This is a genomic window from Mesorhizobium sp. NFR06 (assembly GCF_900115245.1).
Classification (GTDB): Bacteria; Pseudomonadota; Alphaproteobacteria; order Rhizobiales; family Rhizobiaceae; genus Mesorhizobium.
Genome location: NZ_FOVT01000008.1, coordinates 172,862 through 188,969, shown reverse-complemented (window position 1 = coordinate 188,969; position 16,108 = coordinate 172,862). Strand labels below are relative to the sequence as shown.

General features: G+C 63.8%; 12 protein-coding genes. 5 read left to right on the top strand and 7 right to left on the bottom strand.

What is annotated here, in order from left to right; genetic code table 11:
- The first annotated feature begins 1 nt into the window (after window position 1).
- Both F3H96_RS16570 and F3H96_RS16565 read left to right on the top strand, forming a co-directional pair.
- Complete coding sequence (locus tag F3H96_RS16570; RefSeq protein ID WP_149802789.1) at window positions 2–2,200, top strand: VWA domain-containing protein; 2,199 nt, start codon at window positions 2–4, stop codon at window positions 2,198–2,200.
- A 137-nt stretch (window positions 2,201–2,337) separates the two neighbouring features.
- The gene (locus F3H96_RS16565) at window positions 2,338–2,622 is read left to right on the top strand and encodes a hypothetical protein (RefSeq protein ID WP_244620042.1); all 285 of its coding nucleotides are present in this window, start codon (window positions 2,338–2,340) and stop codon (window positions 2,620–2,622) included.
- A gap of 8 nt (window positions 2,623–2,630) precedes the next feature.
- Here the strand turns inward: F3H96_RS16565 and bmt are convergent, their stop codons facing one another.
- Both bmt and F3H96_RS16555 read right to left on the bottom strand, forming a co-directional pair.
- Window positions 2,631–3,653 (bottom strand): betaine--homocysteine S-methyltransferase, encoded by a 1,023-nt coding sequence (gene bmt, locus F3H96_RS16560; RefSeq protein WP_149802788.1) that lies wholly within the window; start codon window positions 3,651–3,653, stop codon window positions 2,631–2,633.
- A 153-nt stretch (window positions 3,654–3,806) separates the two neighbouring features.
- Window positions 3,807–4,664, bottom strand: a complete 858-nt coding sequence (locus F3H96_RS16555; protein ID WP_149802787.1) for a helix-turn-helix transcriptional regulator — start codon at window positions 4,662–4,664, stop codon at window positions 3,807–3,809.
- Window positions 4,665–4,892: 228 nt separating this feature from the next.
- Here F3H96_RS16555 and F3H96_RS16550 point away from each other — a divergent pair, with 228 nt between their 5' ends.
- Together F3H96_RS16550 and F3H96_RS16545 are read left to right on the top strand one after the other, a co-directional pair.
- Complete coding sequence (locus tag F3H96_RS16550) at window positions 4,893–5,903, top strand: fatty acid desaturase (protein WP_149802786.1); 1,011 nt, start codon at window positions 4,893–4,895, stop codon at window positions 5,901–5,903.
- A gap of 84 nt (window positions 5,904–5,987) precedes the next feature.
- Window positions 5,988–6,827 (top strand): PhnD/SsuA/transferrin family substrate-binding protein, encoded by an 840-nt coding sequence (locus tag F3H96_RS16545; RefSeq protein ID WP_149802785.1) that lies wholly within the window; start codon window positions 5,988–5,990, stop codon window positions 6,825–6,827.
- Here F3H96_RS16545 and F3H96_RS16540 read toward each other — a convergent pair.
- The 4 genes from F3H96_RS16540 to F3H96_RS16525 form a co-directional block, all read right to left on the bottom strand.
- On the bottom strand, window positions 6,795–8,135 hold the full coding sequence (locus F3H96_RS16540) for a Xaa-Pro peptidase family protein (protein WP_149802784.1): 1,341 nt from the start codon (window positions 8,133–8,135) through the stop codon (window positions 6,795–6,797). The genes F3H96_RS16545 and F3H96_RS16540 overlap by 33 nt on opposite strands.
- Before the next feature lie 17 nt (window positions 8,136–8,152).
- The gene (locus F3H96_RS16535; RefSeq protein ID WP_188131427.1) at window positions 8,153–9,556 is read right to left on the bottom strand and encodes a glycosyltransferase family 39 protein; all 1,404 of its coding nucleotides are present in this window, start codon (window positions 9,554–9,556) and stop codon (window positions 8,153–8,155) included.
- A 192-nt stretch (window positions 9,557–9,748) separates the two neighbouring features.
- Window positions 9,749–12,319: an FAD-dependent oxidoreductase gene (locus tag F3H96_RS16530; RefSeq protein WP_149802782.1), complete on the bottom strand. Its 2,571-nt coding sequence runs from the start codon at window positions 12,317–12,319 to the stop codon at window positions 9,749–9,751.
- Window positions 12,320–12,398: 79 nt separating this feature from the next.
- Window positions 12,399–13,976, bottom strand: a complete 1,578-nt coding sequence (locus tag F3H96_RS16525; protein WP_149802781.1) for a trimethylamine methyltransferase family protein — start codon at window positions 13,974–13,976, stop codon at window positions 12,399–12,401.
- 336 nt (window positions 13,977–14,312) lie between these two features.
- Between F3H96_RS16525 and F3H96_RS16520 the strand changes: the two genes are divergently transcribed.
- Complete coding sequence (locus F3H96_RS16520; RefSeq protein ID WP_149802861.1) at window positions 14,313–15,473, top strand: MFS transporter; 1,161 nt, start codon at window positions 14,313–14,315, stop codon at window positions 15,471–15,473.
- Here the strand turns inward: F3H96_RS16520 and F3H96_RS16515 are convergent.
- Complete coding sequence (locus tag F3H96_RS16515; RefSeq protein ID WP_149802780.1) at window positions 15,451–16,023, bottom strand: hypothetical protein; 573 nt, start codon at window positions 16,021–16,023, stop codon at window positions 15,451–15,453. The two genes, F3H96_RS16520 and F3H96_RS16515, sit on opposite strands and share 23 nt — an antisense overlap.
- Between the last annotated feature and the right edge of the window lie 85 nt (window positions 16,024–16,108).

Below are 16,108 nucleotides of genomic sequence, written 5' to 3'. Positions count from 1 at the left end.
CATGGTCGACGACAACGAACTCGAAAGGCTGCGCGACATCGCCGTACCGGCGCCGGACCGCGAGGCGAAGGCTCGCGCGCTCGCCGCCGCGATGCAGGTCTTTGACCTCGACGAAAGAATTTCGGCTGTCCCCCAAGGAACGTCTGCAGGCCTTCGTCTCACGGAGCGAGCAAGAAAGCTCTGGAGAGAAATCATGCAACGGAAACTCATTGCCACGCCGGCCATCACCGCGCTGGTCGCGCTGCCGATCGCCGGATATGCGACTTTTCAGATGTTGAAGGAGCAGCCGCCGGTTGTCGGCGGCAACGGCAAGGTCACCGAGACGGTAGCCGACAAGCCGGTGGCGCGGAAGCCTGCGCCAGAACAACCCGAGATCAACGAGCCGCTGGCGGCGCCCGCCAACGAGAAGAAGGCCAACGCGGACGCCGAGACCCGGGCCAGAGCCAACGCGCAGGTCGCGCCGGCGACGCCGCCCAAGCCGGCGACCGAGGTCGACAGCCTGCTCAAGCAGGAGGCGGCGCCCGAGGCGATGCCTGCTTTGCAACCCGCGCCGGCGCAGAGCGGCCAGTTGGCTGCCGGGGGCAAGGACGGCTCGTCCAACAGAACGATCATGTCTACGACGCCGCCTAGCGTCGATGAAGTCGAGCGGGCCGATCAGGCGCCGGCAGGGGCGGCTGCCGCCATCCCAGCGCCTCCTCCCGCTGTCGCCGATTCCAAGTTGATGGCGCAGCCTGCGCCCATGCAGGCCGACCAGATGCAGCCACAGGAGGAAAACCGCGACCGCATCGAGACCTTCAAGACCAATCCGGTGCACGAGGCTGCGCAGGACCCGGTTTCGACCTTCTCGATCGACGTTGACACGGCGTCCTATTCCTTCGTGCGGCATTCGCTCAAGGAGGGCGCTCTGCCTGACCCGGACACGGTCCGGGTCGAGGAGATGATCAACTACTTCCCCTATGACTGGAAGGGTCCGGAATCGGCTTCAACGCCGTTCAACTCGACCGTCACCGTCATGCCGACGCCGTGGAACGAGCACACCAAGCTCATGCATGTCGCGATCAAAGGCTTCGATGTGAAGCCGGCCGAGCAGCCGAAGGCCAATCTGGTGTTCCTGATCGATGTTTCGGGGTCGATGGACGAGCCGGACAAGCTGCCGCTGGTGAAATCCGCCTTCCGCTTGCTGGTCAGCAAGCTGAAGCCCGACGACACCGTCTCGATCGTCACCTATGCGGGCAATGCCGGCACGGTGCTGATGCCGACAAAGGCTGCGGAAAAGCAGAAGATCCTTGCCGCCATCGACAATCTGTCGCCCGGCGGCTCGACTGCCGGCGAGGAAGGTATCCGCGAAGCCTACAAGCTCGCCCAGCAATCCTTCGTCAAGGATGGCGTCAACCGCGTGATGCTCGCCACCGACGGCGATTTCAACGTCGGCCAGACCGATGACGACGATCTCAAGCGGCTGATCGAAAAGGAGCGCAAGACCGGCGTGTTCCTGTCGGTTTTCGGCTTTGGCCAAGGCAATCTCAACGACCAAATGATGCAGACCATCGCCCAGAATGGCAACGGCACGGCGGCCTATATCGACACACTCGCCGAAGCCGAGAAGGCGCTGGTCGAGGATGCCTCCTCGACGCTGTTCACCATCGCCAAGGACGTCAAGATCCAGGTCGAGTTCAACCCGGCCAAGGTGTCGGAGTACCGGCTGGTCGGTTATGAAACGCGCGCTCTGAACCGCGAGGACTTCAACAACGACCGCGTCGATGCCGGCGACATCGGCTCCGGCCATTCAGTGACGGCGGTCTATGAGATCACGCCGAAGGGCAGCGGCGGCGAGCGGGTCGACCCGCTGCGTTACGGCCAGGCCAAGGTCGACAATGGCGGCGTCGCCAATGCCGACGAGTATGCCTTCGTCAAGATCCGCTACAAACTGCCGAACGAGGACGTCTCGAAGCTGATCACGACGCCGGTGACGGCGGCCAACGAGGTATCGTCCTTCGACGCGGCCGGCGCTGACCAGCGTTTCTCGGTCGCGGTCGCCGCCTTCGGGCAGAAGCTTCGCGACGAGGACCAGACGGCGAATTTCGGCTACGACCGGATCGCGGAAATCGCCAATGCGGCGCGCGGCGCCGATCCGTTCGGCTACAGGGCGGAGTTCCTGTCGCTGGTGCGATTGGCCTCATCGCTGGCCGGCAACAAATAGGGCATTGCGACTTGAACGAAGGCCGGCGGGACAAATCCTGCCGGCCTTTCTATGATCGTTAAATTGCGCGGCTTTTCCGGAATATCATCGCAACGAGCCTCTGTTAGTCAATGATAGAGAGGTTTGAGGGATCGGCAGTGCATATCACGACAATCGGGAATGCGAACTCGACGGCGGCCAATGCGCCGGTGCGGGAAGCTTCCGCTCCTTTAGCGGAATCCACGCGCATCAGGAATGATGTCGACGCGGCCCGCACCACGGCGCTTTCGGCGCTCAACAACGACCGTTTTCGTGCGATGCTGGAACAGATCACCGACCCGCAAGCATCGGGCGCGTTGATGACGATGGGCGCCGAGAGCCAGGACGGCGTCGTCGTCGACTTCACTACGGCGCTGTCGCGCTACGCCGAAAACAGCAAGTAGAAACCGTATCAGGCGCGGCTGCGCCGGCGCTCGCGACGCGCTTCGCTGGTTTCGGCGGTGTTTGCCGTCGCCACCTTGTTGCGCATCGGGCCGATGCGCTCGATGATCGTCTCGACGGTCGGGCGGGTCGACTTGGTGTGCGCGTCCAGCGCCTTGCGCATGGCGGCGAGATGGGCGAACGAGGTGCCGCAGCAGCCGCCGACAATCTTGGCGCCGGCATCGACCGCCAACCGTACATAATCGGACATCAGTTCCGGCGTGCCGGAATAATGGATCTCGCTGCCGCGGAATTCCGGAATGCCGCAATTGCCCTTGACGATCACGGTCGCCTCCGGCTTCGCCGCGGTCATGTCGAGCAGCGAAGCAAGGATGTCGGCAGCGCCGACGCCGCAATTGGCGCCGACACCGAGGGGAGCCTGCGACAGGCCGTCGGCGACGGCGTGGATGTCCTTCGGCAGCAGACCCATCATGGTGCGGCCGGCCGTGTCGAAGGAACCCGTATAGGTGTAGGGCAGGCCGACGCGGATCGCCGCTTGCGCCGCGGCGCGGATCTCGTCGGGCGCCGACATCGTCTCGATCCAGGCGACTTCGGCGCCGCCGGCCTTGAGACCTTCGATCTGCTCGGCGAAGGCGTCGACCGCATCGTCATAGGTCATGGCACCGAGCGGCACCAGCAGTTCGCCGGTCGGGCCGACGGAGCCGGCGACGATCACCTTGCGGCCGGCCTTGTCGGCGACGGAACGGGCAATCTCGGCGGCGCGCTTGTTGAGCTCGTGAACACGGTCCTGCGCATGATGCAGCTTGAGCCGGTGGCGGGTGCCGCCGAAGGAGTTGGTCAGGATGATGTCGGCGCCGGCGTCGACGAAATTCTGATGCAGGCTGGCAATGGTCTCGGGCGCCGACTCGTTGAGCATCTCGGGCGCTTCGCCGGCCGGCAAGCCCATCGCGAACAGATTGGTGCCGGTGGCGCCGTCGGCCAGAAGCACGCCCTTTTCGGCAAGCAGTGCGTCAATCGGGTTGGTGGCGGTCATGGCTTTGGCCTTCGTGTTCCGAACTCAAATAACGATATAAAGAAGTCTTTATGTCCAGTCAACGAGCTTGCGGCCGGCAAGGCCCTATGCAGCCGGCGTGATCTCAATGAGCGGCGGGCAGGCCGACCGTCAGGATGATATCAATGCCGGCGATCAGACAGAGCCTGACGGGAAAGACATTCCGGCCAGCTTCTGGGTGAAGCTTGCCGTCTCATGCGCGTTGATGTCGGCGGCGCGGATCAGATTGTCGAAATGGCTGGTCAGCGTCCGGATCGGCTGGGTGGCGCTCAGCACGATATACATGTCGCCGACGTAAATCGCGGCGCGATAGGGGCCGAAGATCGTGTAGGGGATCGAATAGCGCATGCGGCCATCATAGAGGAACAGGCGGAAGGTCGGATAAAGGTCGTCGAGCAGCGCCGCCATGTGCAGCAATTGCTTGCGCCGTTCGACCTCCGGGAAACGGTCCCAGACACCCAGGCCGCGAGCAAAAATCTCCAGCGTGTGGCGCGGCATGCAGACCTCCATGTCGGTCTCCGGCCGCCTGGTGTAGTCGATGCGGTATTGCGTTTCGCCGGCTTGCGCCTCGCGGCTCTTGTTGGCGATGCCAGCCTCGTAATCGACCAGCGCCTCGGTGCGCAGCAGGTCGGGAATGCCGGCGGGCACATAACGGATCTTGGTGCCGGCCGCCTCGGCATGCCATTTGGCGAGCAGCGTGCGGTCGAAGCCGTCCGGCGCTTCCTCGATCTCGAGGCTTTCGCGGATTTCGCCGGTGACGCCTTCGTCGTGACTCAAGCCAAGCAGCCAGTCGAGCGACACCTTGAACTCGGCGGCGATGTTGAGCAGCGTTTCGGCCCGCGGCAGACGGGTCGAGGCGCCGGAAAGCAGTTGCGACAGCGCCGAGCGGTCGATGCCGACGGCCGTCGCGAAGGCCGACTGGTTCAGATCGGACCTTGTCAAGAGCAATTTCAGCCGCTCCCGGAAGATCGTCGACAGATCGCGCTTGTCCATCGGGCAGCTCCTGCTTGCGGGAGGAAAAATTTGCGCCGAGGCCCGCCTTGTCGCGCCCTAAGCGTAAATGAATCCCAAATTCTGTTTACAATATATAACATCTGCCTTTAAAAATGCGCATTCGCAACAGTTTGTGCGCTTTGTCGCGTTGATGTAACGGCAGGCTCCTGACACAATGTTGTCAGGAATCAAAGTGGTTCCGGCGACTGGAAGGCAGTGGTCGATAGCATGGCGAGCATGAACAAGAGACGTAGCAGCGCACCGGCGGTCGAGTGGCCGACTGTCTTCCTCACCCTCTTCTGCTACGGCGCCTGGCTTGCCACCGGCTTCCTTGTTTGGCCATCCTATCCGCTTCTGGCCCTCGCCGTCCTGCCCTTCATTTTGGCGCTGCAATCCTCGCTGATGCATGAGGCGCTGCATGGTCACCCGACCCGCAACGTCAGGATCAACGAAGCCTTCGTCTTCCTGCCGATCGGCATGGTGTGGCCGTTCCGCCGCTTCAAGACCATCCACCTGCGTCATCATGCCGACGAGCGTCTGACGGACCCGCTCGACGATCCGGAAAGCTATTACCAGGCGCTCTGGATGCATGAAGACCTGCCGCCGGCGATGAAGTTCCTGCTCAAGATCAACAACACCATGGTCGGCCGCTTCTTCCTCGGCCCGTGGCTGTCATCGGTCGGCTTCTTCATCGACGACGCCAAGCACATCGTCGCCGGTGACAAGACGATCCGCAGGGCGTGGCTGCTGCACGCCATCGGCCTGGCCGCGGTGGTGCCGGTCGTCACGTTCGGCTTCGGCATTCCGCTCTGGCTCTATATTCTGGTTCCGGTGTGGCTCGGCCAGTCGCTGATCTCGATCCGTACCTATGCCGAGCATCAATGGTCGGAGCACCCGGAAGGCCGCACGGTGATCGTCGAGCGCTCGCCGCTCTCCTTCCTGTTCCTCAACAATAATTTGCATTTCGTTCATCACAAGAGCCCGACGATCGCCTGGTACAGGCTGCCGAAGCTGTTCCGCGAGCGCCGCGACGAGTGGCTGCGGATGAACAACGGCTATGCCTATCCAAATTATTTTGCGATGCTGAGGGCCCACGCCTTCAAGGCCAAGGAGCCCATCGTCCATCCGGTGCTGCGGCGCGCGCCGGAGCCCGGCCGCGCTTTCAAGCCGCGCGTCAGGGCACGCAACGTCAGTGGACTTGGCACGGCCCCGGTTCCGGCGGAACCGCCAAAGGAATAAACTTGGACTGTCACCGCGGCGTGTCGCGGTCGGCGCCTGGCGCCAGGATTTAGTCAGTTTTCGAAAGCAGGGGTCAAACCCGGTATGAGTGAATTCGTTGCCGCGTTGCCGATGTATGACTGGCCCGAGGCGCGCGGCGAGGTCGACGCACAATGGGCGCGGCTCCGCGACGCCTTCCGGCAAAGGGGTATCGACGCGCCGGACGCAGTCGTGCGCAGCAATCGCGAACTGCCGGCGGTTCTCGGCGGCATCCTCGATGGCGCCGGAAGGCTGGTCGCGGCCGACCCGGCGACACTGCCACCGGACGAGTTCGATTTTCATCAGCTCTGGCTGAGCCCGGCGCTGCTGTTCGGGCAAACCTGCTGGGGGCCGATGGAACTCGGCCTTGCCGAGCATGTGCAGGTGATTGCCCAGCCTAACTACGATGCGTTCGAGGGCGGGCGGGGAGAACTCTATTCCAGCGCGCTGGTGATGCCCGCGGATGGTCGGCCGCCGGTAGCCTCGCCGAGGGACGGCAAGGCCGTCATCCCGATCGATCTTATTCGCGGCAAGCGCTTCATCTTCAACAATCCGGATTCGATGTCCGGGCTGATCGGGCTGCGGCGCGACCTGGAGGCGATGGGCGAAAGCCTCGACATCTTCGCCTCGCGCAGCGAAAGCGGCGGCCACCGGTCGTCGATCGTCGCGGTCGCCGAGGGCAAGGCGGGTATCGCGGCAATCGACTGCGAAAGCTGGGCGCTGGCGCAACGTTTCGAGCCGGCGGCACAGGCCGTCAAGGTGGTTGGCTGGACCGCACGGCGGAAGGGCTTGCCCTATATCACCGCCAGGACCACCCCGATCCCGATCGTTGCCGCGATGCGCGAGGCCGTCGCGGTGGTCGAACGCAGCGCTTCAGAGCAGCCGCTCGTCCAGCGGGTAGGCTGAAAGCTTCTCGTTGCCGGTATCGGTGATCAGGATCTGCTCCTCGATCTTGACGCCTTCGTGCCCGCCAAGCCTGCCGATATAGCTCTCGACGCAAAGCACCATGCCAGGTTCGAGCAACCCGTCCGGGGTGTCGGCGGTCCAGTCGCCGGCATGCGGCAGCGTCGGATATTCGTCCGCCAGGCCAACCCCATGATAGAGCACGCCGTAGCGTGTCGGATAACAATCGCCAGGCGGCACCGCCGAGCATTCGACGAGATCGCGGAAGGAAATGCCAGGCCGCATCAAATCCGTGTTGCGGGCGATCTGGTCGGCGGCGATGCGAAACAGGTCGCGCTGCTCGTTCGATGGTTTCTTGTCGCCGCAAAGCCAGGTGCGCGAGAGGTCGGCACAGAAGCCGTATGGACCGACGAGGTCGGTGTCGAAGGCGACGAGATCGCCGTCCTCGATCAAGCGCGAGGAGCATTCCTGGAACCAGGGATTGGTGCGCGGCCCTGACGACAGCAGCCGCGTTTCGATCCATTCGCCGCCGCGCGCGATGTTGCCGCGATGCAGTTGCGCCCACAATTCGTTCTCGGAAATGCCAGGCTTCAGCGCTGCTTCCATCTCGCGCATCGCCGCCTCGCAAGCGACGATGGCACGGCGCATGGCGAGGATCTCGTCCGGCGATTTGATGAAGCGCGCATTTTCCATGACCGCCTCGCCGTTGCCGACGGAAATGCCGCGGCGGCCGAGTTCTACCACGCCTTCCGGATTGATGTGGTCGACGGCTATGCGGCGGTTGCCGCCGCCATGCTCCGCCACCAAATCGGCGATGCCGGCTCCCCAGCGGTCGACCTTGAGTTCGGTCAACTCGCCGCTATAGAGATACATCCACGAGATCGCGGGCCGTACCTCGTCGGCGACACCGGCATGGTCCGACAGATGCTCGCAGGAGAAATAGTCGAACAGCACCACCGGGCCCTCGGTCGCGACAAAACAGTGCCGGGTCGGGTTGTGCGCGACCCAGAGCTGCATGTTGGTCGAGTCGGTCGCGTAGCGGATGTTGACGGGATCGTAGAGCAGGGCGCCGGCATAGTCGCGGCGCTTCAATTCGGCGCGAATGCGCTCCAGCCTGTATTTTCGCATTGCCGGAAGGTCCGGCGCGGCGACGCCGGCCGCCGCCCACTCGGCTTCGGCTATCGCGCCGTAGCCCAGCACATGCTGGTTGAGCGCGGCCGCCTTCTCGCGGGAGGCCGCGCGCAATGCTTCGACGGAGCCGGGTTCGAAAGGCATGATCTTGCGATGGCGGCCGAAGCGTTGGTTGTCCATGCTGTTCCCCCGGCGCTCTATTGCGCCGTAATCCTGTGCAGTCTGGTGATCGTCACCTGACGCGGCATGTCTCCCAAGAGCTGCGGCACCTCGACGCTTCGATGGATCGTGTCCATCGCATAGCCGGCCTTCGCGATCCTGTCGAAAACGACCGACGGAGGTTCTTTGTCGCCCATCAGGACAAGCACCGCCGGCTCGCGGATCGACTGCGCGAAGTCGGGTATCTCGTCATCGAGCACGATAAGGCCAGGATTGACCAGGCGCAGATTGCCGATCCAGAACCAACTCGAAACCACCGTGGTCACCGGCCCGTCGGCGGTTAGCTGGTCATAGAGCGCGCGATAGTCCATTCGCACGATGCGGCCGCGATTGTCGCCGCCGTTCAGGTGCATATGCCAGCTTACCGGCAGCACAAGGATCGCCACGACAGCGCCGGCAAAGACGATGGTGCCTTGCGCCTTTCTGCCTCTTTCCCCCATGGCGTCGAGGCGCATTGCGAGGACCGCGGGCAGCAGGACAAAGATGGGAAGCATCCAGCGGTCGCGAAACTGCGTCACGCCGCCGGCCAGCACCAGCACCAGAGTGACCAAAAGGCCAAAGGCAATTGCGCGCCACAGCAGCCTCTCAGGCCATGGACCGGGCTGAGGCGGCGGTGCCGGGCTCCTGCGTGCCAGGACGAAAGCAACGGCAAAGACGGCGACGGGCAAGGCGGCAAAATTGAGGATCGCCTTGGCCAAACCGAAGATGCCGAGAGCCGCTGTCCTTGCCGCGCTGCCGCCGCCGGCGACACCGAACCCTCCGCTGTGCGACAGGAAGTCTTGCGGGTGCGTGAGGCTCCAATAGGCTGTCGGCAGGCAGGCCAGGATCGCCACCGCCACGCTGATCAGGAAACGCCGGTCGAGGATTGCCGCACGCGTCTCGCGCAGCGAGAAAGCCGCCAGGAACAACGCCGTGAGGAAGATGACGATGTTGTATTTCGACAGCATCGCGGCCGCTGTCGCCAATCCAAACAGCGCATAGGACACGGCCGATCGACGCTTCTGCACCTCGACCAGCGCAAGCAGCAGCACCGAGGTGAAGCAGAATATGGCGGTCGAATGGGTGAGGGCGTGCTGCATTTCCCAGAAGATCTGCGGGAACAGCAACAGCCCGAACATGCCGGCTGCGGCGGCACGGCTCGAATAGCCGAGGCGGCGAATGGCAGCGAAATAAGCGACCAACCCCGCCGCCAGCAGGCCGTATTTCACAATCTTGAGGGCAAGCACGCTGGTCCCGACCAACGCGGCCGCGAGTATGGCGAGCCAGGTGAAGAGCGGCGGCTGCGAGCTGCCGTAGCCGGCCGCAAGAAACCGCATCTCCATCAATTGCTCTGAATCGTCGACGCCGACGCCTGTCCCAACGAAGTGGGAAGCAAGCGTCATCACGACGATCTGGGTTAGACAATAGATGAGGGCGAACGCGACGGCCGCGCTGACGGGACCGACCCGTTCATCGCAGAGCCAATCGGTCCATTTCTCTAGCTGCCGCAAGGGGATCGTCTTCTCATGCTGATGCGCCGGTGGTCGGCTCGACCATGCCATGCCAACCGGCGCAATCCAACAAGTCCCGGCGCGTCAGGTCCGCATCTTCTCGCCGCTCGGGTCGAAGGGCGGCTCGAGATTGATGCGGGCCGGGCGGCGGTGGCCGAGGATCTCGATCTCGAACAGGCCGGCGCTCTCGTCCTCGGCAAGTGCCGCCGGCACATAGCCCTGCGCCATCGATTTGCGGACGTAATGCGCGTAGCCGCCGGACGTCACCCAGCCGACGACACGCCATTCGCCCTCGACGATGCCGCGCACGGCTGAAGCGCCTTCCGCGGCCTTGGAGCCGCGCACTTCCTTGCCCGATGCATCGAAGCGCGGCGCTCCATAGCCATGCGGCTTCTCCACCGTGCCGTAGTCCTTGCCGACCTTGGCCCAGATCGGCTCGTCGCCCATCACATCGGCGTCTGCCGCATCGACGATGAAGGAAACGCGGCGCAGCTTCGGCCCTTGCGCCTGCTCCTTGGCTGACGCCTCGCGGCCGATGAAGTCGTTCTTCGCCAACTTGATGAAGCGGTCCATCGAGCCCTCGAAGGGTCCGTAGATCGGGCGCAATTCGCGGAACCAGGTCGGGAAGTTCTTTTCCAGGCGCATCGACAAAAGCGCGCGCATGCCGAAATCGACGAGACCGAACTCCGCGCCGGCTTCCTTGATCGCGTGATAGACGAGGCGCTGATAGGCGGGCGCCATCCAAATCTCGTAGCCGAGGTCGCCGGTATAGGTGATGCGGTTGACCATGCAGGGCGCGCCGCCGACCGCCATCTCGCGGAAATCCATGAAGCGGAAGGCCTTGGTCGAGACGTCGACGTCGACCAGCTTCTGCAAGAGGTCGCGCGACTTCGGCCCGGCGATCGACAGGCCGACCAGCGTCTGGTCGAAGCGGTGGATGCGCACCGAACCGTCCTTCGGCAGGTGCCTCTCGAACCAGCGCATGTGGTACTTCTGCGCGGCGGAGGAACCCCAGATCATGAAGCGGTCCTCGCCAGTCTTGGCGATGGTGAAGTCGCCAATCAGTTTGCCGAACTCGTTGACCATCGGCGTCAGCACGATGCGGCCGACCTTCGGCATGCGGTTGGTCATCAGCCGGTTGAGGAAATCCTCCGCGCCCGGTCCCGACACTTCGTATTTGGCGAAGTTGGCGATCTCGGTGACGCCGACCCGCTCGCGCGTGGCGCGCACTTCCTCGCCGATCGGGCCGAAATCGTTCGAACGGTGGAAGGAGACGATGTCCTTGGGCTCGGTGCCCTTCGGCGCGAACCAGAGCGGGGTCTCGAGGCCCCACGAGTCGCCCATGACGGCGTTGTTGGCAAGCATCGTGTCGTAGAGCGGCGTCGTCTGCGCCGGACGGGCGGCGGGCAGTTCCTCGTTGGGGAATCGGATCGAGAAGCGCCGCGAATAGTTCTCGCGCACCTTGGCGTTGGTGTAGCGGAGCGTCGCCCATTCGCCGAAGCGAGCGACGTCCATGCCCCAGATGTCGAAGCCCGGATCGCCGTGCACCATCCAGTTGGAAAGCGCGAGGCCGACGCCGCCGCCCTGGCTGAAGCCGGCCATGACGGCGCAGGCGCACCAGAAATTGGTCAGGCCCTGGACCGGGCCGACCAGCGGGTTGCCGTCCAGCGCGAAGGTGAAGGGGCCGTTGATGATCTGCTTGATGCCGGCCTTCTCGATGCCGGGGAAGTGCTTGAAGCCGATTTCCAGTGATGGCGCGATGCGGTCGATGTCGGGCGGCAAGAGTTCATGGCCGAAATCCCAGGGCGTGTTGACCGGCGACCACGGCTTGCAGGCCTTTTCGTAGGTGCCGAGCAGGATGCCGTTGCGCTCCTGGCGGGTGTAGATCTCGCCCTTGAAGTCGAGCACGCCGATCATCTCGCGACCGGTCGACTTGTTGAATTCCTCGACCTCCGGCATCGGCTCGGTGAGGAGATACATATGCTCCATCGCCAGCACCGGGAGTTCGACGCCGACCATGCGGCCGATCTCGCGCGCCCACAAGCCGCCGCAGTTGACGACATGCTCGGCGTGGACCGTGCCCTGCTCGGTGACGACGTTCCAGGTGCCGTCCGGCTGCTGCGTCAGGTCGACGACGCGGTTGCGCAGCACGATCTCGGCGCCGAGTTTCTTGGCGGCCTTGGAATAGGCGATGGTGGTGCCGGAAGGATCGAGATGGCCTTCGACGGGATCCCACATGGCACCGACGAAGTTCTTCTCGTCCATCAGCGGGAACATCGCCTTGGCCTCCGAAGGCGTGATCAGCTCGGTATCCATGCCGAGATAACGGCCCTTGGCGTGGGCAAGGCGCAGGAAGTCCATGCGCTCCGGCGTATCGGCCATCATCACGCCGCCGGTGAGATGCAGCGAGCAGGACTGGCCGGAGAGTTCCTCGATCTCCTTGTAGAGCTGGACCGTATAGGCCTGCAGCTTGGCGACGTTGGGATCGCCGTTCAGCGTATGGAAGCCGCCCGCCGCATGCCAGGACGAGCCGGAGGTCAGCTCCGAGCGCTCGATCAGCATGATGTCGGTCCAGCCGGCCTTGGCGAGATGGTAGAGCACCGAGCAGCCGACGACACCGCCGCCGATGACAACCGCTTTTACGTGGGATTTCATGAAGATAGGTCCGTCTTGTACAATGTGGAATCAGAAATGAAGGACAATTGGTCCGGCATCCAGCCTGGCCATTTGCAGATCAGAAGTCGGTCGGCGCGCCGCCTTCGGCGCGACGCTTGTCGACGAAGTCGTTGAGTTCCTCGCGGATGGCCGGATCCATGTACGGCTCCTCGTAGGAAGCAAGGCGCTCCTTCCAGACCTTGTTGGTGCGCTCGAGCGCCGTCGGCGAGCCCGCCTCGGCCCAGGTCTCGAAATTGCGCCAGTCGGAGACGATCGGCGAGTAGAAGGCGGTCTTGTAGCGCGCTTGCGTGTGCGGGGTGCCGAAGAAATGGCCGCCCGGACCAACCGATTGGATGGCGTCGAAGCCCAGCGCGTCCTCGGAGAGATCGAGCGGGGTGAGGAACTCGGCCACCATCTGCAAAAGGTCGATGTCGAGGATGGTCTTCTCGTAGGAGCAGCGCAGGCCGCCTTCCAGCCAGCCGGCGCCGTGCATCATCAGATTGCCGCCGCCCTGGATGGCTCCCCATAGCGAAAACACGCTTTCATAGGCCGCCTGGGCGTCGACCGTGTTGGCGGCGCAGGTGTTGGAGGTGCGGTAGGGGATGTTGTAGCGGCGCGCGAGCTGACCGCCGACGAGCTGCGCCTTCATATATTCGGGCGTACCGAAGGCCGGCGCGCCGGACTTCATGTCGACATTGGAGGTGAAACCGCCATAGCCGACCGGCGCGCCCTTCCTCACCATCTGCGCGAAGGCGATGCCGGAAAGCGCCTCGGCGTTCTGCTGCACCAGCGCGCCGGCGACGGTGACGGGCGCCATGGCGCCGGAGAGCGTGAACGGCGTGACGATGACGACCTGGCCCATGCTCGACATCTGGATGATGCCTTCCATCATCGGCACGTCGAGCTTGAGCGGCGAATTGGTATTGATGATGGTGAAGACCGACGGTTCCTGCATCAGCTGTTCACGGGTGATGCCGCGCGCGATGCGGGTGATCTCGATACCGTCGACGTTGCGCTCCTTGCCGAGCGAGTAGATGTGGAAGATCTTGTCGGTCAGCGTGGCAAGGTCGCGGATGCATTCCAGGTGCCGGACCGAGGGATGGATGTCGATCGGCTCCACGGGATAGCCGCCGGTGCAGTTCAGGATGTTGTGCATTTGCGCCAGGCGCAGGAAGTTGCGGTAGTCGACCTGGTTGCCGGGCCGGCGGCCGCGGTCGAGGTCGGAGCAGTTCGGCGCCGAGGCCATCATCGACAGGATGACGTTGTTGCCGCCAAAACGCAGATTGTGCGCCGGGTTGCGGGCATGCAGCGTGAATTCCGACGGGCAGTGCGAGACAAGCTCGAGGATCATGTCGCTGTCGAAGCGCACGCGCTCGCTGCCTTCGCGCACGTCCGCGCCATGCGCCTTCATGATGCGGCGGGCTTCGTCGTGCAGAACGTCGACGCCGATCTCCCTCAGCACGCGCAGCGAGGCGAGGTGGATCGATTCCAGTTCGTCGTCGGACACGAGCTTGGTCGGCGTCAGCGGATTCTTCAGCTGCCGGAAGGCCGGCTGTTCGAAGGCAGCAGAGCCGCCGGCACGCTTTCCGGCACGGCCGCCACGGCGGGCGCGATCTGTTGCCAATGCCGGTTCGGCGGGATGGAGGGCAGCGGTCATGACAAGCCTCAAGGATGCGAAAGTGGCGGCATAATGGACCGGCGGCGATGCAGCCGGTGAGGAGGCGGCGACCACTAGGACGAGGGAAGCGACATGCCGGAAGGGGAGCCTGCTGGCCTGCCGAATTGCCGCCGGCGAGGCATCCGTCCGGCTTCCGCAGCCGATAGAGGTCCGTACGAGACGGCCTGCCAGGGCGCGACCCGAGCGGAAACACTGCGCGTTTTCGAGGCGCTCCTGACAAGGATTGGCTGGAACATCCGCTTTCATCCGTGGTGGGCCTTATGGCAACCGGCCGTAAAGGCTAAAGCCTCGGAGCGAGCGATTGGAGCAGGAATGATGGCTCTGGCGGGTTCCGAGAGCGGCGAGACGGTGCAGTGGGCCGCGATCACCGGAGTGATCGCGACCGTGTCGGTGTTCGCCATCGCGCAGGGGCTTTCCTATCCGCTGCTCAGCTTCATCCTGCAGCGCCAGGGCGTTTCGCCGGCAATGATCGGGCTGTCGGCGGCGATGACGCCGGTCGGCTTCATCCTGTCCTCGCCGCTGATCCCGGAATTGGCGCGCCGGTTCGGGGCAGGGCGCACCGCGCTCACCTGCGCCGCGCTCTCGGCACTGGTGCTGGCGCTGATCGGCTGGACGCAAGATGTCTATCTGTGGTTTCCGCTGCGTTTCCTGATCGGCGTGGTGACCAACCCGCTTTATGTCTTGAGCGAAATCTGGGTAATTGCGCTCGCGCCGCCGGCGCGACGCGGTCGCGTCATGGGCATCTATTCCACCATCATTTCGGCGGGCTTCGCGGCCGGGCCGCTCTGCCTGCTCGGCGTCGGCACCGAAGGCTGGCCGCCTTTCCTTGTCGGCATCTTCGCCTTCCTGTTCTGTGGCGCCTGCCTGGCGGTCGTGGTGCGCCGGCTGCCAAAGGTCGACGAGGCCGAGAACAAGGTTTCGGTGCTGGGCTTCATGCCGTTGGCCTGGCTGCTTCTGTCGGCGGTCGTCGTCGCCGCCGGTTTCGAGCAGGCGATCCTGGCGCTGCTGCCGGTCTATGGAACGCATCACGGCATTCCCGAAGCGCGTATGTCGGCGCTGCTTTCGGTGATGATCGCGGGCAACATCGCCATGCAGGTGCCGCTCGGCCTGCTCGCCGAAAAGCTGACGGCGCGCCTGGTCCGCTTTGGCTGCGTGGCAGTGACGATCCTCGGTTGCGTGCTGTTGCCGGCGCTGATCGAGACGCCGCTGATCTGGGTCTGCGTCTTTGGATGGGGCGCCGTTTCCTACGGCATCTACACGATGTCGATCATCGAACTCGGCGAACGCTTCACCGGCTCGTCGCTCGTCGCAGGCAATGCCGCCTTCTCGCTGATGTGGGGTCTCGGCGGCATCATTGTGCCGCCGCTGACCGGCGGCGTGATGGATGTCATCGGCGCCGCGGGCCTGCCGGTCACGCTCGGTGCGATCTGCGCGGCGTTGGCGGCTGCGTCGGTCATTCGCAGGCGGATCGTCTAGGCGCCGGTGCCCAACCTTCCTGCCGCCTGAAAATGGCCCAGAGATCGCAATCGGCGTGATGTTCGGGCGGATAATATGTCCGGCGCAGCGTCTGCTGGATTTCGATGGCACGTTCAAAATTCGGAATCAATCCGACGCTTGAGAGCTCTGAATTCACGAATGCTTCGGGAAAGCCGCCGCAATTGCTCAACGTGCTATTGCCGACATCCTTGTCCATCAGATCGTAGCCCAGGAACACAAACCCGTCCCACGCAAGCGAGCGCACATCGACCGAAGGCCTTCGGATCACGCCAAGGATGTTGAGATCGCGCGTATCGGCCAACTCCGAGAGCAGGAAATCCAAATCGACAAAGAAGTTGAGCATATTGTCTTCCGTGACGATGTGCGGCCAGTAGCTCTCCTTGGTTTCCGGGAGTGCGAACGGGCAAAGCATCCCATCGAGCGTGACGACTTCGGTCAATTGGGCCAGGCCCGACCACTCGACGTATTCCTGCCATCCCGTGCCGTGGGACGGATCGAACTTCTCCGTTGCGATATAGAGACGCTGCATAACTTGCTCGCCTGCCGCGGCGATTTCGGATCGTCCTTTTTACCGTCTGGAATTGAATGTCGGTAGCGCCATGCCGATGTTTGTG

Bases quoted from the DNA above. Each gene is read 5' to 3' on its own strand.
- bmt (WP_149802788.1), bottom strand. From the start codon at position 3,653: ATGACCGCCACCAACCCGATTGACGCACTGCTTGCCGAAAAGGGCGTG.
- F3H96_RS16525 (WP_149802781.1), bottom strand. From the start codon at position 13,976: ATGACCGCTGCCCTCCATCCCGCCGAACCGGCATTGGCAACAGATCGC.
- F3H96_RS16520 (WP_149802861.1), top strand. From the start codon at position 14,313: ATGGCTCTGGCGGGTTCCGAGAGCGGCGAGACGGTGCAGTGGGCCGCG.
- F3H96_RS16530 (WP_149802782.1), bottom strand. From the start codon at position 12,319: ATGAAATCCCACGTAAAAGCGGTTGTCATCGGCGGCGGTGTCGTCGGC.
- F3H96_RS16515 (WP_149802780.1), bottom strand. From the start codon at position 16,023: ATGCAGCGTCTCTATATCGCAACGGAGAAGTTCGATCCGTCCCACGGC.
- F3H96_RS16550 (WP_149802786.1), top strand. From the start codon at position 4,893: ATGGCGAGCATGAACAAGAGACGTAGCAGCGCACCGGCGGTCGAGTGG.
- F3H96_RS16555 (WP_149802787.1), bottom strand. From the start codon at position 4,664: ATGGACAAGCGCGATCTGTCGACGATCTTCCGGGAGCGGCTGAAATTG.
- F3H96_RS16540 (WP_149802784.1), bottom strand. From the start codon at position 8,135: ATGGACAACCAACGCTTCGGCCGCCATCGCAAGATCATGCCTTTCGAA.
- F3H96_RS16545 (WP_149802785.1), top strand. From the start codon at position 5,988: ATGAGTGAATTCGTTGCCGCGTTGCCGATGTATGACTGGCCCGAGGCG.
- F3H96_RS16535 (WP_188131427.1), bottom strand. From the start codon at position 9,556: ATGACGCTTGCTTCCCACTTCGTTGGGACAGGCGTCGGCGTCGACGAT.
- F3H96_RS16570 (WP_149802789.1), top strand. From the start codon at position 2: ATGGTCGACGACAACGAACTCGAAAGGCTGCGCGACATCGCCGTACCG.